A 23,336-nucleotide genomic window follows, 5' to 3' on the forward strand; every position below is an offset into this window, starting at 1 on the left:
ACATGAACACAATTCTGGTGGTGGACGATGATTCCCATATCCGCAAATTAATCCGAATCTATCTTGAAAAAAATCAATTCTCCGTGCTGGAAGCACCAGACGGTCAAGAGGCGTTAGATATCCTCTCGCATACGAAAGTTGATCTGGCGATTGTGGATGTGATGATGCCGCGAATAGACGGTATTGAACTGACGGAAGATATTCGCTCTTATCTGGATATTCCAATCCTGATGGTGACTGCCAAGGGAGAATCCAAGGACAAAGTCAGAGGATTTAATGCCGGGTCAGACGATTACCTGGTTAAACCGTTTGATCCTGTGGAGTTAATCTTGCGTGTAAAATCGTTACTGAAACGATATAACAAAAGTTCATCAAACATGATTCAGATCAGCGGTGTAACAATTGATTTGGGCAATCTGATGGTCATTGCGGACGGACAAACTATCGAATTGAAAAAGAAGGAATGTGAATTGTTATTTTCTCTGGCGAGTTCGCCAGGGAAAATATTCACACGTACACAGCTTATAGATGATATATGGGGTATCGATTACGAAGGAGATGAGCGCACGGTTGATGTACATATCAAACGGTTAAGGGAACGGCTTGAACCTGTACCTGAGCTAGTGATCTCAACGATAAGAGGACTTGGATATCGTCTGGAGCGGGCATGAAAATGTTTAGGAAAAGCCTGCGACTTCGCATCGTAGCTACGTTTATCGGGATTGTTCTGGTGAGTTTGATTCTCTCCTTTATGTTAAATAACGGGTCCCAGGAGAAGACACCTAATCGGTTTATGGTTACTTTTGCTGAAGATCTCGCTACACTGATTAACCTGATTGATGATCCGGAAAAAGTGAAATCAAGCTTGGATATTTTTGCTCGCTACGGCTTGAATATCACTCCTGTGAATGAACAAAGTGAAGTGTTATCTTCCTTGCCAGAGGACAAAGTTCATTCGTTATTTGAGGAAGGTACAACCGATGCAATGTTTATATCCAGTAAAGATGGAATTGCGACCATAGGTGTTCCCGGAACAACCGAGGGGATCGGCACATTTCTGATTCAAAGCGATTTCTCGTCTCTTTTTCATACATTGCGAAACACGCTCTTAACCTCACTGTTAACGGTTCTGGTGATTGGTAGTTTATTAATCCTGTTCATGTCCGGGTACATTGTGAAACCGATTAAGAGATTAACGGTTGCAGCGAAGGAGATGTCATCAGGTGATCTGTCGGTCCGCTTGAAACATAATAATCAGGATGAGTTTGGCGAACTGATGGAGAGCTTTAATCATATGGCGAGTGAGTTGCAAAAAATCGATTCGGTTCGTGATGACTTTGTCAGCAACGTCTCTCATGAAATGCAGTCTCCGCTCACTTCAATCAGGGGATTTACCAGAGCACTACAAGATGGTGTTATTCCATTAGAAGAGCAGAAAGAGCATTTGGATATTATCTATGAGGAAACGCTGCGCTTATCGAGGCTCAGTGATAATCTGCTTCGGCTAGCCTCGCTGGATTCAGAGCATCATCCGGTTCATTTCACCACGTTCCAGGTAGATGAACAATTAAGAAGGGCGATTTTACTGGCAGAGCCGCAGTGGGCGCAGAAGGATATCCAGATCGAGTTGGACTTGTTGCCCTGCGAAATCACAGTGGACAAAGATTTGTTTGATCAGGTCTGGCAGAATTTAATAAACAATGCGATCAAATACACCAATCCTAAAGGTACCATTCAAGTCGAAATTGAGACGTCATCTTCATTTGTGAAGGTATTGATTAGAGATTCAGGACAAGGCATTCCTCAGGAAGCTCTCCCGTATATCTTTGATCGATTCTACATGGTAGACAAAGCGCGGAGCAGCTCGCTTCGAGGGAATGGATTAGGGTTGTCTATTGTCATTAAAATCTTGAAATTGCATCAATGTACAATTGATGTAGAGAGCGAAGTCGGTAAAGGCACACAGTTTATTGTCACGATCCCCAGATCAACCATTACACCTTAAGGCAAGCCAGAACAGAGAGAGCAGCAATATGGTAACAATCGGTTCCTGTGCGTTCAGGATTCAGATTGCTGCCATATTGCTTTTTTTATATCTGTATTCGCGACAAAATTTCACATATAGTTTTGTTTAGCAGTGGATCATTTGATAAAATAGAAGAGACGTTATGTGAATCTATGAACTTAATTAATTTAATCATACAGAGAATGGAGCCATCCAATGAAATATCGCAATATGGAAGATTGTATTAACGATCTGGAGCAGCATGGTCATTTGATTCGGGTCAAAGAAGAGGTTGATCCTCATCTGGAGATGGCAGCGATCCATATGAAAGTGCACGAGGCTAAAGGCCCGGCGTTATTATTCGAAAATGTAAAAGGTTCAAAGTTCCAGGCCGTATCCAATCTGTTCGGCACGGTGGAACGAAGCAAATTTATGTTCCGCGGTACGCTGGAAGGTGTACAACGGGTCATGGCTGTTCGTGACGATCCCATGAAGGCGCTTAAAACGCCATTTCAGCATGTCCAAACAGGTCTTGCTGCGTGGCAGGCGCTGCCAAAACAGAAATCTATAAGCCTGCCGGTGTCCGCGCAAGAGATTCAAATCTCGGATCTGCCGCTCATCAAACACTGGCCTATGGACGGTGGGGCATTTGTAACGTTGCCACAGGTGTATTCCGAAGATCCAGATAAGCCAGGCATCATGAATTCGAACTTGGGGATGTACCGGGTTCAACTGGATGGCAATAATTTTGAAATGAACAAGGAAATAGGATTACACTATCAGATTCATCGCGGAATTGGTATACATCAAGCCAAAGCTGTCAAAAAGGGAGAACCGCTTAAAGTGAGTATTTTCATTGGTGGTCCACCTGCACATACACTTTCAGCGGTTATGCCTTTGCCTGAAGGACTAAGTGAGATGACATTTGCCGGTTTGCTCGCTGGACGTCGCTTCCGGTACAGTTACAAGGACGGATATTGCATCAGTAATGATGCTGATTTTGTCATCACAGGTGATATCTACCCAGGCGAGACAAAACCCGAAGGTCCGTTCGGAGATCATCTGGGTTATTACAGTCTGACGCATGAATTCCCGCTAATGCGTGTGCATAAAGTTTATGCCAAACTTAATGCCATCTGGCCGTTTACGGTTGTTGGTCGTCCACCGCAAGAGGATACGGCGTTTGGCGATTTGATTCATGAGATTACTGGAGACGCGATCAAACAGGAGATTCCAGGCGTCAAAGAAGTGCATGCGGTCGATGCGGCAGGGGTCCATCCATTACTGTTTGCAATCGGCAGTGAACGTTACACGCCTTACCAGGCGGTGAAGCAACCGACAGAGTTGCTCACGATTGCCAATCGCATTTTGGGTACGGGTCAGCTCAGTTTAGCGAAGTACCTGTTCATTACTGCTGAGGATCAGCAACCTCTGGATACCCACAAGGAAGTTGAATTCCTGACCTATATCTTGGAGCGTATGAATATGCAGCGGGATATTCATTTCCACACCCATACAACAATTGATACACTGGATTATTCGGGTACAGGGCTGAACAGCGGCAGCAAGGTCGTTTTTGCAGCGTATGGCGACAAGGTTCGAGAGTTGTGCACGGAAGTTCCGGAGTCTTTGAAAAACATTCGCGGTTATGAGAATCCGCAGCTCATCATGCCGGGTATCGTTTCGATCCAGACATCGGCCTTCACGAGTTATGCGGATACAGCACAAGAGATGCAAGCATTCACGTCTCTATTGAAAGAACAGGGAGGTCTGGACTCGTGTCCGCTGATCATTCTATGTGACGACAGTTCATTCCTGAGTGCTAACCTCAGCAACTTCTTATGGGCCACCTTTACTCGCAGCAACCCTTCACATGACATGTACGGGGTTAATAGCGGATATGACCACAAGCATTGGGGGTGTGATCAGGTGATTATTGATGCGCGTACCAAACCTCACCAGGCACCGCCGCTGATTCCCGATGCTTCGGTGGAGAAGAGCATTGAACGTTTATTTGTTAAAGGGGCAAGTCTGGCTTCGATCAAAATCTAATGTGAGATGTCTTGAAGAAGTTCAAACGGAGCGTTTGAACTTCTTTGGCTTACTCTGATACGGGGATGGATACAAAAGTGTGTAAAAGTTTAAAACCGGGACTAATTTGGATATTGGGGTGAGGATAAAGTCTTATACGTTCGTATTTACCTTTTCGATTAAGGTCGTTTGAACTATGTATGAAATGAAGAATTATAACGATATAAAGAGTATAGGTATTTTTGTGGCCCCGTTCCGTTGGGTGCTGTTACTATAATGAATTGTTCAGGGGGAATACCGATTTGAGAATCCATATTATGAACCTGCAAGACGGAGACCGTCTAACTGCGGATACATTCAGCGATGCAGGATTACACGTTCTCGGGAAGGGAACTGTGATCAAAGGTGAGGATATCTCCTTGCTTATGCAGCACCGTGTAGATTATGTAGATATTGAATCACGCGAAGAGGAAATCACTGAAGCAGAATTTTTTGCTGCAGCCGCCAAGCATGCTTCGGGGTTAAATACAAGCACGAAGGAAGAGCCGCCTGAAGAAGAGATGAAGTCCCAATTTATTCAGACTGTACATAATTATCAAAATGCTTTTCTCGAAGCTCTGACCGTTGGCAAGTTCAACGCCACCATGGTGGATGATGCACTGCAACCGATGGTTGAGGGGCTGGATGAGCAGAAAGATGTCGTTCATCTCCTGATGATGCTGGAGCGGGATGATGTCAATAACTATACACATTCAATCCAGGTAGGATTGTTGTCCTTCTACCTTGCGAATTGGCTTGGGTATTCTCAGAAGGAGAGTTATCAGATTAGTCGCGGTGGTTATCTGCATGACATTGGAAAGTGCAAAGTATCCCACCGGATTCGGAACAAAACAGAACCGTTGACGGCGGACGAGCAGCTTGAAATGCAGCGTCACACCATATATGGCCATGAAATCATCAAAAATTCGATGACGGATGAAGCGACAGCACTGGTTGCTCTGCAACATCACGAGCGGGAAGATGGATCGGGTTATCCGATGCAACTTGAGAAAAGTGAAATTCATCCATATACCCAGATTGTATCTGTAGCTGATATCTATATAGGCATGAGATCCGGGAACCACGGAGGCAGCAATCCAAATCTGATCAACAACCTTAGAGATATCTATGGAATGGGATTTGGTAAACTGAATGAAAAACCGGTTCAGGCATTGATGCAGCATTTGCTTCCTAATTTCATCGGAAAACAGGTACTGCTCAGCAATGGAGAAAAAGGTGTAATTGTTATGAACAATACGTCTGATATTTTCAAACCGCTCATCAAAGTGGAGTCTGAAGAATATCGCGATCTCTCCAAAGAGCGTACGCTTGCCATTGATGAATTGCTTATTTAATCTGAATATGATCTGTATTCCTTACTTATATTGAGAACGGGCCTCCTGTACTAAGACAGGGGACCCGTTTTTTGTTATATCATCCACGATGTGTTGTTCGACCAAGGAAGCAAGCGTATACTTGCAAAGACCTTATTTTTCCTGCCAAGGAGCGATTGCCATGATTGCAGTGACAACCGAGATTACGATACATGCCTCGATTGAACGATGCTTTGACTATGCCCGGGATATTGATGTACATACTCAGACCGTCTGGCAACATACGAGAGAGCGAGCAGTCGCAGGAGTAACCACAGGAAGAATTGGAGCAGGGGATACAGTTACATTTCAGGCTACTCATTTTGGTGTCAGACAGAAGCTGAAGTCCCGAATTGTGCAGTTTGAACGACCGTTTCTATTTGTGGATCAAATGGAGAAAGGGGCTTTCAAGAGCATGCGACATGAACATCATTTCAGTGTAATTGGGGATCAGATGACTTGCATGAGAGACACACTTCGATTCGAAGCTCCACTTGGATTGCTGGGATGGGCAACCGAGCGACTTGTGCTGAAGAGGTACATGCAGGCATTTCTAGAGGATCGTAATCGTAAGCTCAAAGATATGCTTGAGCAGTAGTCATTATTGAAGGGATAGAGGAGAGAAGACGTTTGATGGATAATGAATATTTTGTAGGTTGGGGCACCCTTGCATTGATTAATGCCGGACTGGCACAGGGAAAAAACAGAAGTGGTCGGAACTGGTTTCTGATTTCCCTGTTATTTGGTCCGTTGGCAACCCTATTTATTGTGGTGTGGAATAAACTGGACTAATTCAACGATCGAGATTCCGATGCATATAACGATCGATCATCCAGAACAGAAGTGCGGCTGCACTAACACCCGCGCCTAACCAGCAAACGGCTGTCCAGCCCGCCCATGCATACACTTGGGTAGAAACGATGGAGCCGGTTGCACTGCCGATGGAATAAAAGATCATATAAGCTGCCGTCAGGCGACTCTGTGCTTCGGGGCGAACTTCGTAGATCAGGCTCTGGTTGGTAACATGTACGGCCTGCACGGCGAGATCGAGCAGGATAACGCCCAGGATCAGAAACCAGAGAGAATGATGGACATAACCGATGGGTAGCCAGGACAAGAGCAGAATGACAAGGGCGATACCGGTTGTTTTCTGCCCAAGGCCCCGGTCTGCAAGTTTACCTGCACGGGCAGCAGCCAATGCTCCCGCCGCTCCTGCGAGACCGAATGCACCTATGACCGTATGAGACAGGGACAGTGGAGGGCTACTTAGTGGCAGAACCATAGAAGTCCACAAGATGCTGAAGGCTGTAAAAATCAGCATGGCCAGTACACCTCGTACTCGTAACACACGCAACTCACGGTACAATTGCAAGACGGATCCGAGTAATTGGATATAGCTTTGTTTTACTTGTGGTGATTGTTGCCTTGGGAGAACAAAAAATAAGGCGGCAATTCCGAGTAATGTAAGGCTGGCAGAGAAGAGATATACCGATCTCCACCCGAGCCAATCGTTCAGCGTACCAGCAACCGTTCGGGCAAGTAAAATGCCAATGACGATTCCGCTGGTTACCTGACCGACAATGCGACCACGTTCGGAAGGGGCTGCCAAGTGTGCAGCAAAGGCAACGAGCGTTTGCGTAATGACGGCTAATAAACCAACGACAGCCATGCCCGTGAATAAAAGTGAGCTGGATTGTGCGGTTCCTACGAGAACCAGTGCAAGCACGGATAAGAGCATTTGATTGATGATCAACTTGCGACGATTTAAGAGATCCCCAAGCGGAACAAGAAGGAACAGCCCCAAGGCATAACATATTTGAGTCACTGTGATGACAATCCCTATGGATGATGGAGAGAGGCTGAATTCTTGAGCGATGGAGTCCAGCAAAGGCTGAGCATAATAAATATTGGCGACCGCAAGTCCGCTGCACACGGCAAAGAGTAGAGCAACTAACCGTGACATGGCAGGACGATCCTTAGTGGATAATTGTGCATCTGGAGAAGAAGTTTGCATGAGTCGTTGTCACCTTTCTATTATGTACTGATCGGTATGTTATGTTTCGGGATAACCATACTTTATTTGCGTGAATTCTGTCAACAGAGAATTGGATAAGATTTTCAACTTGGTTAAAACACTTTAGGGAGGAGTTTATTTAATTTTCAATCATTTTAAGTGAGTGATCTTTGACTTATCCATTGGTATGAAGTTAAAATATATAAACATACTGATCGATACATAAAGAGGTGAATTGTATGGTTAGACAACGGGAATTTGATACGGATAAAGCACTCGATGCAGCGATGCATACGTTTTGGGACAAGGGATTTGAAGCGGCATCTTTAAATGACTTGACGACCGCAATGGGCATACAACGTCCCAGTCTGTATGCTGCTTTTGGCGATAAAAAGGAATTATTCGAAACAGCACTTCGCAGGTATACCACTCAGCATGCGGCTCAAGTCAGAGCCAGACTTCAACAGGGCTCCTCCGTGCGAGAAGCCTTTCGTGGATTGTTTGAACATATTGGAGCAGAGGGGAGTGTGACCGAGCCTAGTCACGGCTGTTTTTGCATTAATACGATGGTTGAGCTGGCTCCACATGATCCCAAATTCGCTGTCCTTACACGGGAGCATCAGATGTACCTTGGTGTTCTTTTCAAGGAAACGATAGAACGAGGGCAACAGAGCGGGGAGTTGTCTACTGACATGAACGCGAGTGCGGTCGCACAGTCTCTGGTAGTATCCATGATCGGACTGACTGTACTGATGAAATCAGGACCGGACCGCTTGTTTGTAGAGCAAAGCATCCAGGTTACGCTGTCTTTGTTACAGTAATCGGAATAGTACTTTTGAAAGTGATGCGGAGTTGCTACAATATATATAAATTGAACATAACATTTATACAAAACGGAGAGGACAGAACTAAGCTGAGGAAGCGGAGCGTTCGCCTAAAAGCTTTCTGGAAGAAAGCTACATCGGAAGCATAAGCTTATCCCCAGATTTTTCCTTTATAAAAAGGAATCGAAGAAAATCTGGGGATAACAGCGATCAGAAGGTTGTTCTGTCATTGGAGTGACTAGTGTAAATATTCTTTAGTTTAATTTATATAGACAAGAATTGAGCAGATATAGGAGGAGATCAGAAATGAATACAAAGTTGCGCTGTGCCGTTTTGGATGACTATCAGAATGTTGCGCTGACGTCGGCGGACTGGAGTCCGTTGATGGATCAGGTAGAGATTCAGACATTCAACAACTATATGGGCTCGGAAGAAAAAGTCATTCAGGAATTGCGGGATTTCGATATTGTGGTTCTGATGCGGGAACGTACACCGTTTCCGGAGAAGGTCATTTCTCAGCTCCCTAAGCTAAAACTTCTGATTACAAGTGGTATGCGCAACGCGTCGATAGATCTCAAGGCTGCAGAGAAGAACGGGATTATTGTGTGTGGAACCGAGGGAAGCTCTAATCCGCCGACGGAGCTTACATGGGCACTGATTTTGGGGCTGTCCAGACAACTGGTTACGGAAAATAATGCACTTCGCTCCAATCGAAACTGGCAGAGCACAGTAGGATTGGATTTGCATGGGAGAACACTTGGATTGCTCGGTTTGGGCAAGATAGGCACTCGCATGGCTGAGATCGCACAAGCATTTGGTATGAATGTGATGGCCTGGAGTGAGAATCTAACACAAGAGAAGGCCGAAAAACATGGTGTGATCTGGGCCGAGACCAAGGAGCAACTGCTTGCACAGAGCGACATCGTATCCATACATCTAGTATTAAGTGATCGTACGCGGAATCTGATCGGACAAGCCGAGTTTCAACTAATGAAATCGAGTGCGATACTCATCAATACGTCGCGAGCGGGCATTGTCGATCAGGAAGCTATGGTGGAGGCATTGCAGAGTGGTGTGATTGCTGGTGCAGGTCTGGATGTATATGTGCAGGAACCGCTGCCAGTTAACCATGTGATGCGAACATTACCCAACGTCCTGGCAACCCCGCATCTGGGTTATGTGACTCGTGGCAATTATGAGATCTATTATAATCATACCGTAGAGAATATAGCGATGTTCCTGAAGGGAACTCCAATCAGGCAACTGTTTTCTTAGAATGAACATTACTGGCACAAAAGCCAATCGGCTGGGTAGCACGATCGGCTTTTGTGCGTCATAAAGACGCAGCTTTAGATATATGGAATCATAGACAAAAAAAGGTGTTGCCAGGAAAGAGTTAGACCTGAGCAACACCTTTTTTTGTCTATCTGTGTAGCAAAACAAAGGGATAGCCGTAAAATATATTTTATCTTACTGGCACATCCCACTCACCAAATTTAACTGTGTGGTCCTCGCTGGGAAGAATGAATCATGGCGACGCTTGATTCACGAACGATTAAGCGTGGTTCAAATTGGATGTGTTCGTAATCGGTCGTATTCATCTCCCGAATTCGTTTTAACAACAGCTCGGTAGCAAGTCTGGCGACTTCTTCGCCCATAATGGACACGGAACTAATCTGAGGAGACGTGACGGTCGTCCATTGATTGTTATCCACACCCACAACAGCCACATCTTCCGGTACACGGACCCCTAACTCCTTGAACCGATTAACCAATCCGATGGCAACCATATCATTAATGGCATAGACGGCATCTGGCATATGCGTAAGTCCATAGAAATAATCTGCAGCATTGGCACCTGTATTTAATGAAAAGTCCTCACCAAAATAGACGAGCGAGATGTCCACGTGACCTACGGCTTGCTCATACGCACGAAAGCGTTCTTCAATAATGTCCTTCGGTGCTCCTGCATAAGCGATTCGAGTCCGGCCGATTTTGAACAGATGCTCCATCACCAATTTGCCTTCGGGTTGAGAAAGAGAGACGATATCTGCCTTCATACCCGGTTCCAGTTTTTTGCCGTAATTAATCATGGAGATAGGGAGCGGCGTTTTATCAATCAGTCCGGGTAACGTTTTGGGGTACGCTAGAGGCATGAAGATCAGTCCGTCCACATGCAATTTTTTTACATTACGAATGGTTTCCAGCTCGGTTCTGGCATTGCCTGCCGTATTGATCTGCACGACATGGTACCCGTGCTGCTTCGCCGTTTGCTCTACAGACCAGGAGATTTCCGGAATGATGGCGTTACGAATGTCGGGTACCACGAGCGCGATCTGGTGCGTTTGCCGGATTTTTAGACTCTGTGCTGAGGTGTTGGGTACAAACCCCAGTTCTTCAATGGCCTGCATCACTTTATCTCGTGTTTTACTGCTGATGCCTTCTGAATTGTTGATGGCCCGGGATACGGTAGCTATGCCCACGCCGGCACGCTCTGCAACATCCTTGATCGTAAGTTTCTGTTCTTTCTTCAATGTACGGTTACCTCACTTTATCGGAAACGATTCCGAATTATTAGGAATATGTATGTGCTTCACGATAGTTATATAACCTGATTATAACATTTGAACAATGAAGTATCCCGTGAAAGGGCCAGATTTATGGCGAGGCCTGATTAAATTTCAATGGGTCTACAATAATATTTGCCATAATATATGTTAATAACAAGGATTACATCGTTTGTAATACCACTAAGATCACTTGAATTAAAGTATAAGCATTCTAAAATGAACTCGATATGATCACGAAATAGACATATTAATGGAGAAATATGTTTGACAGCGTATCTAAAATGTGACATATTTAATTTACGGAAACGTTTCCGATTATATCACAAATTATGATCTGGGAGATGAAATGAATGAAAGCATTACGTTGGCATGGAGTCAAAGATTTACGTCTCGAAAATATTAATGAACCTCAGCCTGAAGAAGGAAAGGTCAAAATAAAAGTGGAATGGTGCGGTATCTGCGGCAGTGATTTGCACGAGTACACAGCAGGTCCAATCTTCATTCCAGCTCAAGCACCGCATCCGTTAACAGGGGAACAAGCACCTATAGTTATGGGGCATGAATTCTCAGGACAGGTGGTTGAAGTAGGGGAAGGTGTTACACGTTTCAAGGCAGGCGATCGTGTTGTGGTAGAACCCATCTATGCATGTGGACACTGCGAAGCTTGTAAACAGGGCAGATACAATCTGTGCGATCAGATGGGTTTCCTTGGACTCGCCGGAGGCGGAGGAGGATTCTCCGAGTATGTAACTGCTGCAGAAAACATGGTACATGCCATTCCGGATTCAATCTCGTATGAGCAAGGTGCGTTGGTTGAACCTTCAGCTGTAGCACTTCACGCTGTGCGCCAAAGCAAGCTGAAAGTGGGAGATACGGCAGCCGTGTTTGGCGCAGGCCCAATCGGACTACTGGTCATCGAAGCGCTTAAAGCTTCGGGAGCGTCGGATATTTATGTGGTGGAGTTATCGGATGAACGGAAAGCAAAAGCCGAAGAACTTGGTGCCATTGTGATTGATCCAGTGCAGTTTAATGTAGTGGAAGAGATCCACCAACGTACACAAGGTGGCGTTAACGTAGCCTATGAAGTAACCGGTGTTCCACGTGTTCTGCAACAAGCCATCGATTCGACACGTATTGGTGGAGAGTTGATGATCGTCAGTATTTTTGAACAGGAAGCACCGATCCACCCGAACTCAATTGTCATGAAAGAACGTACAGTTAATGGCATTATTGGTTATCGCGATGTGTTCCCGGCGGTTATCAGTCTGATGGATAAAGGTTTCTTCCCGGCTGACAAGCTGGTGACCAAACGAATTTCGTTGGATGAAGTGGTAGAGCATGGATTTGAAGCACTGTTGAAAGAGAAAAATCAGGTTAAGATTTTGGTAAAAGCTGAATAGAAATCACAGACAGTAAGAACAAGTAGACAGCACATCAACAGATGTGATTGTCTACTTTTTTTGTATAAATAGGGCGGAATTTGTTGCATGTGCGGGTGGTTTTACATAGTATAAAAAGATACAATTTGTATCATCTTGGTGTGAAGGTAATGATGATGAAAAAATGAAGGAGGAAGCGGACATGCAGAGACATACGAAATGGACAGCCGTAATTTTGACCATTGTCGCAGGAATGAGCTGGATGCTTATGGGGAACTCCAAGCCGAAAAACACCACGTCAACGAGTCAACCCCCTGCGACGGAACGTGGGCTTGCCAAGGTGTCGAATGTACCGATCAGTTCAGCCGATGTAACATCGAAGATCGAACTGTTAGGCAGACCTTTTACCAAAACACCATATGCTAATAACGTCTGGGACATGCAACTGTACAACGGCAAAATATATTTGGGCCACGGGAACAGTAGTAATCTGGGTGTAGCGCCGAATTCAGGTCCTATTCCAGTCATTTATTATGATACAGCAAATGCGAAATTCAAGACCCAGTCGGTAACCAACAGCAATCCGAGTATTATGCCATTGACGAAGATGTATGTGGATGAGGAACAGATTGACATTTACAGAGTGCTGAACGACAAGTTATATATCCCTGGCAATGATTCGGATAGTGAGAAGTGGGAACTGGGCAACTTCTATCGTTTGGATGGAGAGGTGTGGACCAAATATCGTAATCTTCCACTTGGTGTACACGTATACGATTTGGCTTCTTATCAGGGCAAGATGTTTGCCGCGCTGGGCACGGAGTCCAAACCAACCATATTAATCTCTCATGATGAAGGTGAAACTTGGCAGAAATATGCGACGATTAATACGTTTGGTTTCCGGGCCTATACCATGTTCCATCTTAATGGAAAATTATATGCATCTGGCATGATGTATCCTGCCAATAAAATATGGAATGACAAAACTTATATCCTGGAGATTAATGAAAAGCTTGAGAAACGGGATGTTGTCATCTATGGCAGCAAAATGCTGCCTGGGCTAACCTATCAAACGGGCACGATTCCTTATAATAAGATAGGAAAAAATGTTAACTTTAATAACAAGTTGCTCTATATAGCGGGAGGCGTGTTCAATGATGGGCAGCTGCTGCCCAAATCCTTAAATGTCATGACCGACATTAATCAGGCAAGGCGAGTTAATCTCCCAGATGCCAATGCGCTTCCTACGGATGTGCTGTTACGGGACGGCAAGGTATATGTGCTTACGTACACGCGCCAAAGTGCCAATCTGTATATCAATCGGGTCTACCAATCAACGGATCTGACCACATGGAATGAGATTTTACGTTTTAACCAGGACACGTATGCCAAGTCTTTCGAAGAGAACGAGGGTGACTTCTACTTTGGTCTGGGTACCGATCCGGATGTGTTATCAACTTCATCAGGGAAATTGCTTCGAGTGAATCGGAGTGATATCCCCGTGAATGCTAATTAAATTGGAAGGAAGATTATGGATTATATACTATGCTACATCCACATTATTGGTGACCGGGAAAATACCTGTTGTATCGTAGATCGCAGGACGGATTGCTGTGGTAGTGTGTTCAAACAGAGGCTGCCACAAGGTAGCTCTCTTTTTTTGTTCATAATATGAACATTACTGCCTAACTTCGAAAATTTGAAAATAAAATTAAGAAACTATAAAATGGATAGAGAAATAATCCTAAACCAGTCAACTGGATTACACGTGTTACAATATACAAAAGTATGTCGCATTTCATGTGGATGCGGAGTTCCACACTTCCAATTGCAAAGGAGCAATGTACTATGAATGTACCTTCAGCATTATTCAAACCTTTCACCTCGGACAAGCTAACATTGTCTAATCGAATCGTTATGGCACCCATGACTCGCGGATTCTCACCAGAGGGTGTACCTGGACCAGAAGTTGCTGAATACTATCGTCGCAGAGCAGCAGGTGGAGTGGGGCTCATCATAACGGAAGGTACAGGCATTAATCATCCATCTTCGGTTAGTGGAGCGAGTATTCCATTATTCCATGGTGAAGATTCGTTGCAAGGATGGGCTAATGTAGTGAAAGCAGTACATGAAGCGGGTGGCAAAATCATGCCACAATTGTGGCATGTGGGTACAGCACGTCGTTCCGGTGACTTGCCTAACGCAGAGGCTGATCCTGTAAGTCCGTCAGGGGTTAGCATGGCAGGTGAACCATCACGTGAACCCTTGACGGAAGAGGAGATTCAAGATCTTGTACAGGCATTTGCCCAAGCGGCAGCGGATGCACAGCGAATCGGTTTTGACGGAATTGAACTGCACGGAGCCCATGGATACCTGATTGACCAATTCTTCTGGGAGCAGACGAATCGACGGACCGACCAATATGGTGGTGATTTGGTACGTCGAACCCAATTTGCGGTTGAAGTGATTGAAGCTTGTCGTGCGGCGGTTGGTCCTGATTTCCCAATTGTGCTCCGGTTCTCCCAATGGAAGATGGGGAATTATGAGGCACGTCTGGTGGAGACGCCAGAACAATTGGAGCAATTCCTGGCCCCGCTCAGTGCTGCTGGCGTGGATATATTCCATTGTTCTACACGCCGGTTCTGGTTACCGGAATTCGAAGGATCTGAGCTGAATCTTGCGGGTTGGACACAGAAAATCACTGGCAAACCAGCCATTTCGGTTGGATCGGTAGGACTTGAAGCTGAATTTGTGGACAGAGCAACCGAGAATCAGGGAACAGGGGATGCCCATTTGGATCTATTAAATGAGAAGCTGGAGAACAATGAATTTGACCTGATCGCCTTGGGTCGTGTTCTGCTTAGTGATCCCGAATGGCCTGCCAAAGTTCGTGAAGGTCGCATATCCGAAATCATTCCTTTTACAACGGAAGTGTTGCAAACACTCCATTAATAGAAGCCTAAGAACGTTTGGTGAAAGGTGAACCAACGCTGAACGGCAACGATTTACAACGAAAAGTAAATACGAAAAAATAGGCCGCCTTTGGGCGGCTTTTTAAATTACCTATACTAATAATTTCAACATATGAAAAATTCACAATAGTGAACATTTCCTGCACCGTTACTCCTTTTTACTCTCCACATACATCGCACACGCGCCTAGTCACAACACCATTAAGTTCCACATCTCAGGTTCCAGTGCAACCACTTTTTTTGCCACTTAAGTGTCTGAACAACGATTCGATCTTCAGAAGCGCTCATTTTGAAAATCATTCACCTTGTGATAAGGTTAGGCCTGAACCTTTAGATTACCAAGATGACATTACATAAGGAGGATGAATATCCTTGCACAACTATAGGTACAACTCGAACAATAAATGGAGAAAACCACTGCATATGATGTGTCTTCTGCTGGGAGTAGTCCTGCTTTTATCGGCATGTGGCCAAGCACAGAAACCTTCCTCCGCAACAGACTCGAATACCGGCTCGAACGCTGGCTCTAACTCAGGGCAATCCTCCTCATCGCCGGAGCAGAATACCGCTCCACCGCAGGAAGAAGTACCAGAGGAACCGCAAGAAGAAGTCGATCCGGTGCAGGAGCAGCTTAGTTCATTAACGTTAGAAGAGAAGATTGGACAGATGATACTGGCCGGTGTTCAAGGGACAACGTTGGATGATCAAGCCAAACAGATGATCACCGATCAAAAGGTAGGGGGGATTATTTTCTATGCCAACAATGTATCAACACTCGAGGGAACAGCCAAGTTTGTGAAGTCCATCAAGGAAGCGAATCAGTCCAACCCGGTACCGATCTTCATGAGTGTGGATCAGGAGGGCGGCAAAGTCAGTCGTATGCCGGAGACGGTGGAATCCATTCCTTCCAGTAGAAAAGTAGGCCAGACGAACGATAGCGCGCTCGCTGAAACGATGGGGGAATTGCTGGCGAGACAGGTTCAACTTGCAGGTTTTAATGTGGACTTTGCTCCTGTGCTGGATGTCAACAGTAACCCGAAGAACCCGGTCATTGGAGATCGTTCATTCGGCAGCTCGGCAGAACTGGTGTCACGTATGGGGATTGCTGAGATGAAAGGTCTACGAAGTGAAGGCATTATTCCGGTAGTGAAACATTTCCCAGGGCATGGGGATACGTCCGTGGACTCCCATCTTGACCTTCCTGTCGTGAACAAAACGGAAAAACAACTGGCTGAGCTGGAATGGATTCCGTTCCAGGCCGCGGTGAAGGAACAAGTTGAAGCAGTCATGGTTGCACACATTTTGTTCCCGAAGCTTGATCCGGATCATCCGGCTTCCTTATCGGATGTCATTATTGGTGAACATTTGCGCGGCAAATTTAAGTATGACGGTGTCGTCATCACAGATGACCTGAGTATGGGAGCAATAGCGAAGAACTTCAAGTTGGATGAAGCTGCCCTAGCAACGGTTAAAGCAGGAAGTGACATTCTCTTGGTAGCTCATAGTTATGAAAGTGCCAAGATGATTTTTGACACGCTAATGAGTGCAGTGAAGTCAGGTAAAATCTCCGAATCCCGAATTGATGAAAGTGTATATCGTATCCTGGCATTGAAGCAACAATACAAGTTATCGGATGATCAGAAAGCTTCCGGAGACCTGAAGCAATTGAATGCAGATATTGTGGATTGGCGTAAGGAAATCGATGCTCGATAATAAATCCTGTGTTATGATTTTGCCAGAGGTGAGATCCAATAATGTATACCATTATGATAATAGAGGACGATCCCAAGATTGCGGGATTATTGAAATCACATATTGAACGCTACGGGGACCGGGCCGTTCTGGTTGAGGATTTTGAGATGATTGTGCAACAGTTTGAGCAGGTACAGCCACATGTGGTACTTCTGGATATCAATTTGCCCAGTTACGATGGTTTCTATTGGTGCCGCCAGATTCGTACGCTGTCCACATGCCCAATTTTGTTTATCTCCGCGCGGAGTGGAAAGATGGATCAGGTCATGGCACTGGAGAACGGAGCGGATGATTATATCACGAAGCCATTTGAGCATGAGATTGTGATAGCAAAAATTCGAAGTCAGCTGCGCAGGGTATATGGGGACTATGCTGCACGTGACGAAGAGCGCAAGGTGGAACTGGACGGCTTGGTTGTGTATCTGGAAAGACTGGAGATTCAACTTGGTGATCGCAAAGTGCAGCTGACGAAGAAGGAAACGATCCTGCTGGAAACGTTACTGCGCCGCAGTCCAAAGCTGGTAAGCAGAGAGACAATCCTGGAGAAACTGTGGGATGACTCTTTTGTAGATGACAATACGCTCAGCGTAAACGTTACCCGGGTACGTAAGCGATTGGCTGAGCTTGGCATTACGGATGCACTGGAAACGGTCAGAGGTTCGGGTTATCGACTGAACAATAACTGGAAGGCCGCTTCGCCATCATGAGATTGTTTATACGTGAACATCTCGCTTTAACTTGCTGGGTTGTTGCTATCTTATTGACCGTTGTTGCGGTTTTCTGGTACGACGGTTACAACGATTGGATCACGGCTGCTTATGCCGTAACGCTGGGATTATTTTTGTACATCGGTTATTTGGTGTATCGTTATTATTCACATCGTTCTTTTTATGCCCGGATGTCTCGATCGATGGATTCACTGAAGGAATTTGTACCACTGAACGAAACAAGTCCATTATCACTGGCGCTGGAGAAGCTACTGGATTCACAATACGGCCAGTATCACACACATCTGCATCGGTTGGAACAGCGACAGCAAGAATATCTGACATTCATGAACCAGTGGGTCCATCAGATGAAGACACCGTTATCCGTCATTGAGTTGACCGTGGAAGATCAGGAGGATGATGATCCTCGGCTCATAAGCATTCGGGAGGAAGCGGACCAGATGAGGCGAGGTTTGGAGACTGTGCTGTATGTGGCCCGGTTGGATACCTTCGAGCAAGATTTCAGTGTGGAACCTGTGATACTGAAGACCGCTGGGGAAGAAGCGATACATGAACTCAAGCGATTCTTTATTCGCAATCACGTCTATCCAGAGATGCATATCGATTCTGCGCTGGTTGTGCAATCCGATGCCAAGTGGATTCGGTTTGTATTGGTACAGTTACTGTCGAACGCAATCAAATACTCTGCGGGCAGCGGGCAAAAGATCTATGTGCGTGCGTATGAAGCCGAACGCTCCATCATGCTGGAAGTGCAGGATCAGGGTATCGGGATTCCGAAGTCTGATTTAAATCGGGTATTCCAACCTTTCTTCACCGGGGAGAACGGGCGGCATTTCAAAGAGTCCACAGGCATGGGGTTGTATATTGCAAAAGAAGTGGTGACGCGAATGAACCATCGGATTGATCTTGAATCCGTGTACGGCGAAGGAACGACTGTCCGAATTACATTCAACTCCTGAAGTGACAGGTTGAAGATAATTGGGACATGAGGTGTGTATTTTATTAAAGAAGTGTGAGTAGAGTATGAATTACAGTGTCAGTGTAAGTATAGACGTCTATTGCCTGATCCGGGCGAAGGCGTCTTTTTGATTTTCATGATGCAACCTTACAACATTGTCATGTTGATGAAAGGTTAAACCATAGGAGAATGGCCGAAACTTCGATAGACTATAGTCAGAAGATCAGATGAAAGGCCACGCACAATACACATGCACACAGCATGAAAGTAACTTAATTTTGAATTCATACATCACTAAGGAGTTGTAACCATGGAGATTTGTTCTGTGAAACAGATCAGTAAAATCTACAAAGGCATCGTATCTTATGAAGCGTTATCAGGTATTGACCTCAGTATTCAGGAAGGTGAGTTTGTTGGCATTATGGGACCATCAGGTAGTGGCAAAACAACACTGCTGAACATGATCTCAACCATTGATCATCCAACATCAGGCGAACTGCGGATTGCAGGGAAGAATCCGTTTGAATTGAATCAGGACGAACTCGCGCTGTTCCGGCGTAAAGAGCTTGGATTTGTTTTTCAATCGTTCAATCTGTTAAATACACTGACAGTTAAGGAAAACATTGTGCTGCCACTGACTCTTGACGGTGTTTCGCTAGCAGAGATGAACACTCGTGTTGAACAGCTGGCAAGCAAGTTGGGGATCGAGGGTATTCTGAACAAACGGACATATGAGATATCAGGAGGACAGGCACAGCGTACGGCCATTGCCAGAGCGCTGATCCATTCCCCGAAGTTGATTCTGGCAGATGAGCCAACAGGCAACCTGGATTCGAAGGCGGCAAGAGATGTCATGGAGATTCTAGAAACTCGCAATCAGGAGGATCAGGCTACGATGCTGCTGGTCACTCATGATGCAGTAGCTGCAAGTTATTGCAGTCGGGTTGTCTTTATCAAGGATGGCAAACTCTACAACGAAATTCACTACGGCGATAATCGTGCAGCCTTTTACCAGAAGATTATTAATGTATTATCCCTAATTGGAGGGTCAGGACATGAATTTTCGCCAGTTCGCCATTAATAACGTTGTTCGTAATAAACGAATTTATCTGGCTCATTTTCTGAGCAGTACGTTTTCCGTCATGATCTTTTTTACTTATGCATTGCTATTGTTCCATCCCGATTTGAAAGCGGGGTTAAAGGGATCAAGTGGTACGGTTACTTTGCTTGCGAATCAGGGGTTTATGATTGCGGAGATCATTATATTCATCTTTTCGTTCCTGTTCCTGCTCTACTCGGTAGGTTCATTTCTAAAGACGCGTAAGAAGGAATTTGGTATCTTCCTGATTCTTGGCATGACACGCAAACAGATGAATCGGCTTCTGTTTATGGAGAATATGAGTATTGGATTAGCTTCGATCATTACGGGCATCGGACTCGGGCTCATTTTCGGCAAATTGATTCTGCTCATCTGTGGCTCCATGCTGGCTGTTGAGAACAGTCTTCGGTTCTATTTTCCGCTGAAAGGCATCGCCTTGACGGTTGGAGCATTTCTGCTATTGTTCGTTGTCATCGCGATGTCGTCATCCTTGCTCATACGGAAAGGTTCTCTCATTGACCTTGTGAAATCAGAGGAAAAACCGAAACCAGAGCCCAAGGCATCACGCTTCCTCGCCTTGCTGTCGGTACTGTTCATTGGCGGGGGCTATGCAGGAGTATTCACTTTTGTATGGGTAAGCTTCTCTTTTCCGTTATTACTTGCAAGTGTCGTGGTTGTTATAGTAGGTACTTACTTTCTGTTCACACAGCTCAGTGTATACATCATTCGGGCACTGAAAAGAAATCCAAGGTTGTTTTTCCGTAAAACCAATCTGCTCTTCCTATCTGAACTTACCTATCGAATGAAAGATAACGCCATCATGTTTTTCATGGTAAGTATCATCTCGGCTTCTTCATTTACGGGAATTGGCACCATGCTTGCTATTGCTGACCCGGGGTTGTCGTCCATGTCGAATCCGTACGCATTCAGTTATATGAATAACTGGTATACTCCAAACTCCGAGCGACATATTCGGCAGATTGAAGAAACGTTGATTGATAATCAAGTTCCCTACGTGAAGGGCAGTTATGCTCCTATAGGTGAAAATAATAATGGGAATATTATCAAACTGAGTGATTATAACCGTCTTGCGAAGGCACTGGGGTATGAAGAACGTACGTTGAAACAAATCGATGAGTCATTTATGACACCAAGCAATTTGGCGATGCGCAAGGAGTACCGTGAACAGGTTGAAAAAGGAGCCTCGGGAGGAAAGATCAATCTGGAGGTTGATAATCAGCACATACCTGTCCAGCTATCGACACCTGGTACCGATATTGTGATTCCTTTTCAATATGAAATTTATCTCTACGTCGTAACCGACGAATTGTTTAATAAGATGAGACCTGCGTACAACGAGGAAGTTGGCATGCCTGAAGGTTTCTATTCGAGTCGAACGATACAATTTATCGTGAAAGATTGGATGGGTACACGCAGCTTTGCTCCTGAATTGATCAAATCCATTCAAGATGATCATTCCGAAAAAGGTTATTACGAGGTCAGCGCGCTTGTGGTGGATTGGCTTAATTCCAAGCAGACCAATGGCATCATTCTAATTTTGAGCGGCCTGATCGGCATTGTTTTCTTCACCTTTGCAGCAAGTTTCACGTATTTCAGACTTTACGCAGATCTAGAACGGGATGAAGCGCAGTATCGCATGATTGGCAAAATGGGACTGAGTCGTCCCGAACTCCGTAAGATCGTAACAAGGCAGCTATTGCTTATGTTCTTCCTGCCGATTCTGGTGGCGGTCATCCACAGTTCGGTTGCCTTTGTGGCGTTGCAGCAACTGGTTGATTTCTCGGTCTTTGGATACAGCCTGCGCATCTTCTTGGTGTTTGCTTCCATGCAGATTTTGTATTTTGCACTCGTTCGCTGGCGGTATCTGCGTCACATGTATTCCAAATTAGTATAAAATAGCATGGCCCAACAGACACCGGACTCTTCGCTCGGTGTCTGTTGACTTTTCTATCTCTGGCACAGTACTATTTTGTTAGATACAGAATGTATCATTACATAGTTTCTCAAGCAGTTAGAAGGATGGAGTTACAGAAATGTCAGGCCGGTGCCTGAGAGGGAGGACATATCATGAGTATCACGATGTCTCGTGGACAAGCTTACATTCAGCGTCTGAATGATGAGCGGAATGTATGGCTGGACGGAGAGCGTATCCAGGTAACTGGGCATCAGGCCTTTCAGGGAACACTTCAAACCATAGAAGGATTGTTCAATCTGGTGGATGACCCGGAGACAAGGGAAACCGTGGCCTATTGGGACGAACAGACGGGAAGTTACGTGCATCGCTCTTTTCTTGTGCCTCGTTCACTTCCTGACGTGAACAGCAGGGCGGATGCTTTTCGGCTGTGGGCCGATCGGACGTATGGGGTGATGAGCCGATTGTCTGATTATGCCCGATCCAGGCTGACCGGTTGGTATGCAACACGACATGAGATGACAGCGCATGACCCGGCATTTGCAGACAAAATATCGGATTATTTTGCACAAGCCAAACGAAAAGATGCATTCCTGACCATTGTCCAGCGGGACCCACAGATTAATCGTTCCTTGCCTGTTGGAGAAGATGAGGATGCCATGCTGCGAATTGTCAAAAGGAATACAGAGGGCGTTGTGATCCGCGGGGCCAAAATGGTGGCAACAGCAGCGCCTTATGCCGATGATATCATTGCTTATCCCGTTCAACGAATTCCAGGCCACCTGCCAGAGCTGGCCCATATGGTAATTGTAGCCGCGGACAGTCCGGGCTTACACATGATGTGTCGAGAATCTTTTGTGGCAAAAGATACAGATCAATCACATCCACTCAGTGCGCAGTACGATGAGATGGATGCCGTGTTATTTTTTGACGATGTATTTGTGCCCTGGGAACGTGTATTGCTGCACAATAACCCTGAAGCCGTATGGCAGATTCGCTGTAATACAGCTTCGGCCAGTCTGGCCTACCATCAGAGTGTCATTCGATTACACTCGAAACTGGAGTTTATTACAGCCGTGACTTCAGCTATTGCCAAGGAGATCGGGGTGGACTCCTTCCTGAATGTACAGGAACAACTCGGAGAGCTGATCAGTCAGATGCAGACCATTGAGGGACTGATTATTGCTGCTGAAGCACAGTCCAAGCCGGACGCATTTGGCAACTGGTTGCCGGAATTCAAATATATTGAAACCGCACGTAATCTGGGCAAACACTATTATCCCCGCGCGGTGGAGATTTTGAAGACCATTGCTGCGGGCGGTCTGATGCAGATTCCTTCTGGTACGTTTGAGATGAATGAAAAGATGGGTTCCATGATAGGCAAATATCTTGGTGGAGTAACGATGCAAGCTGCGGAGAAGATTCGACTCTTTCAACTCGCATGGGAGCTGACCGGAAGTCCACTTGGAGCAAGGCATGATCTATATGAACGTTTCTACGCGGGTGATCCCGTGCGCAACCGGGCGAGCCAATATGTGCAGTATGACAAGGAACGTTTATTGGGGAAAGTTGAGCAGTGGCTTCGTTCGCTTAAGGATTGATCTGATAATCTAATACAAATGGTCCGAATGAAGATTGAAAAGCCTGAATGGAGAATGA

The 23,336-nt window shown here is 45.5% G+C and carries 19 protein-coding genes; 17 read left to right on the plus strand and 2 right to left on the minus strand.

Annotated features, from left to right (window positions below; genetic code table 11):
- Window positions 1-2: 2 nt before the first annotated feature.
- From V6669_RS13345 to V6669_RS13370, 6 genes are all read left to right on the plus strand, one after another.
- Window positions 3-671 (plus strand): response regulator transcription factor, encoded by a 669-nt coding sequence (locus tag V6669_RS13345; RefSeq protein ID WP_076327861.1) that lies wholly within the window; start codon window positions 3-5, stop codon window positions 669-671.
- Window positions 672-673: 2 nt separating this feature from the next.
- On the plus strand, window positions 674-2,005 hold the full coding sequence (locus V6669_RS13350) for a HAMP domain-containing sensor histidine kinase (RefSeq protein WP_338594283.1): 1,332 nt from the start codon (window positions 674-676) through the stop codon (window positions 2,003-2,005).
- A gap of 216 nt (window positions 2,006-2,221) precedes the next feature.
- On the plus strand, window positions 2,222-4,057 hold the full coding sequence (locus tag V6669_RS13355) for a UbiD family decarboxylase (protein WP_338594285.1): 1,836 nt from the start codon (window positions 2,222-2,224) through the stop codon (window positions 4,055-4,057).
- Between the two features lie 281 nt (window positions 4,058-4,338).
- On the plus strand, window positions 4,339-5,430 hold the full coding sequence (locus tag V6669_RS13360) for an HD domain-containing phosphohydrolase (protein WP_338594287.1): 1,092 nt from the start codon (window positions 4,339-4,341) through the stop codon (window positions 5,428-5,430).
- 160 nt (window positions 5,431-5,590) lie between these two features.
- On the plus strand, window positions 5,591-6,046 hold the full coding sequence (locus tag V6669_RS13365; protein ID WP_338594288.1) for an SRPBCC family protein: 456 nt from the start codon (window positions 5,591-5,593) through the stop codon (window positions 6,044-6,046).
- 32 nt (window positions 6,047-6,078) lie between these two features.
- On the plus strand, window positions 6,079-6,240 hold the full coding sequence (locus V6669_RS13370; RefSeq protein WP_155985038.1) for a hypothetical protein: 162 nt from the start codon (window positions 6,079-6,081) through the stop codon (window positions 6,238-6,240).
- A gap of 1 nt (window position 6,241) precedes the next feature.
- On the opposite strand, the gene V6669_RS13375 is transcribed toward V6669_RS13370, so the two are convergent.
- Window positions 6,242-7,462 (minus strand): MFS transporter, encoded by a 1,221-nt coding sequence (locus V6669_RS13375; protein ID WP_338594289.1) that lies wholly within the window; start codon window positions 7,460-7,462, stop codon window positions 6,242-6,244.
- 239 nt (window positions 7,463-7,701) lie between these two features.
- On the opposite strand from V6669_RS13375, the gene V6669_RS13380 reads away from it, so the two are divergent.
- Entirely contained in the window at window positions 7,702-8,283 is a 582-nt protein-coding gene (locus tag V6669_RS13380) for a TetR/AcrR family transcriptional regulator (protein WP_017688803.1), read from the plus strand.
- 309 nt (window positions 8,284-8,592) lie between these two features.
- Complete coding sequence (locus tag V6669_RS13385; RefSeq protein WP_338594290.1) at window positions 8,593-9,561, plus strand: D-2-hydroxyacid dehydrogenase family protein; 969 nt, start codon at window positions 8,593-8,595, stop codon at window positions 9,559-9,561.
- A 221-nt stretch (window positions 9,562-9,782) separates the two neighbouring features.
- Here the strand turns inward: V6669_RS13385 and V6669_RS13390 are convergent, their stop codons facing one another.
- On the minus strand, window positions 9,783-10,820 hold the full coding sequence (locus V6669_RS13390) for a LacI family DNA-binding transcriptional regulator (protein WP_338594291.1): 1,038 nt from the start codon (window positions 10,818-10,820) through the stop codon (window positions 9,783-9,785).
- Between the two features lie 386 nt (window positions 10,821-11,206).
- Here V6669_RS13390 and V6669_RS13395 point away from each other — a divergent pair, with 386 nt between their 5' ends.
- The 9 genes from V6669_RS13395 to V6669_RS13435 all read left to right on the plus strand — a co-directional run bounded on the left by V6669_RS13395 (window position 11,207) and on the right by V6669_RS13435 (window position 23,278).
- Window positions 11,207-12,256, plus strand: a complete 1,050-nt coding sequence (locus V6669_RS13395) for a 2,3-butanediol dehydrogenase (protein ID WP_338594292.1) — start codon at window positions 11,207-11,209, stop codon at window positions 12,254-12,256.
- 181 nt (window positions 12,257-12,437) lie between these two features.
- Complete coding sequence (locus V6669_RS13400; protein ID WP_338594293.1) at window positions 12,438-13,751, plus strand: hypothetical protein; 1,314 nt, start codon at window positions 12,438-12,440, stop codon at window positions 13,749-13,751.
- A gap of 332 nt (window positions 13,752-14,083) precedes the next feature.
- Window positions 14,084-15,187: an NADH:flavin oxidoreductase gene (locus V6669_RS13405; protein WP_338594294.1), complete on the plus strand. Its 1,104-nt coding sequence runs from the start codon at window positions 14,084-14,086 to the stop codon at window positions 15,185-15,187.
- Window positions 15,188-15,579: 392 nt separating this feature from the next.
- Window positions 15,580-16,920, plus strand: a complete 1,341-nt coding sequence (nagZ, locus tag V6669_RS13410; RefSeq protein WP_338594295.1) for a beta-N-acetylhexosaminidase — start codon at window positions 15,580-15,582, stop codon at window positions 16,918-16,920.
- Window positions 16,921-16,961: 41 nt separating this feature from the next.
- Window positions 16,962-17,666, plus strand: a complete 705-nt coding sequence (locus tag V6669_RS13415; protein ID WP_338594296.1) for a response regulator transcription factor — start codon at window positions 16,962-16,964, stop codon at window positions 17,664-17,666.
- Complete coding sequence (locus V6669_RS13420) at window positions 17,663-18,646, plus strand: sensor histidine kinase (RefSeq protein WP_338594298.1); 984 nt, start codon at window positions 17,663-17,665, stop codon at window positions 18,644-18,646. Before V6669_RS13415 ends, V6669_RS13420 begins: the two co-directional genes overlap by 4 nt.
- Window positions 18,647-18,955: 309 nt before the next feature.
- Window positions 18,956-19,726 carry an ABC transporter ATP-binding protein gene (locus tag V6669_RS13425; RefSeq protein WP_338594299.1) on the plus strand — a complete coding sequence of 257 codons (771 nt, stop codon included), beginning with the start codon at window positions 18,956-18,958 and terminating at the stop codon, window positions 19,724-19,726.
- Complete coding sequence (locus V6669_RS13430; protein ID WP_338594301.1) at window positions 19,701-21,659, plus strand: ABC transporter permease; 1,959 nt, start codon at window positions 19,701-19,703, stop codon at window positions 21,657-21,659. Before V6669_RS13425 ends, V6669_RS13430 begins: the two co-directional genes overlap by 26 nt.
- Before the next feature lie 173 nt (window positions 21,660-21,832).
- Window positions 21,833-23,278, plus strand: a complete 1,446-nt coding sequence (locus V6669_RS13435) for a 4-hydroxyphenylacetate 3-hydroxylase N-terminal domain-containing protein (protein ID WP_338594302.1) — start codon at window positions 21,833-21,835, stop codon at window positions 23,276-23,278.
- Window positions 23,279-23,336: the final 58 nt, after the last annotated feature.

It is taken from the genome of Paenibacillus sp. Y5S-9, from assembly GCF_036894235.1.
In the GTDB taxonomy this organism is placed as follows: domain Bacteria; phylum Bacillota; class Bacilli; order Paenibacillales; family Paenibacillaceae; genus Paenibacillus.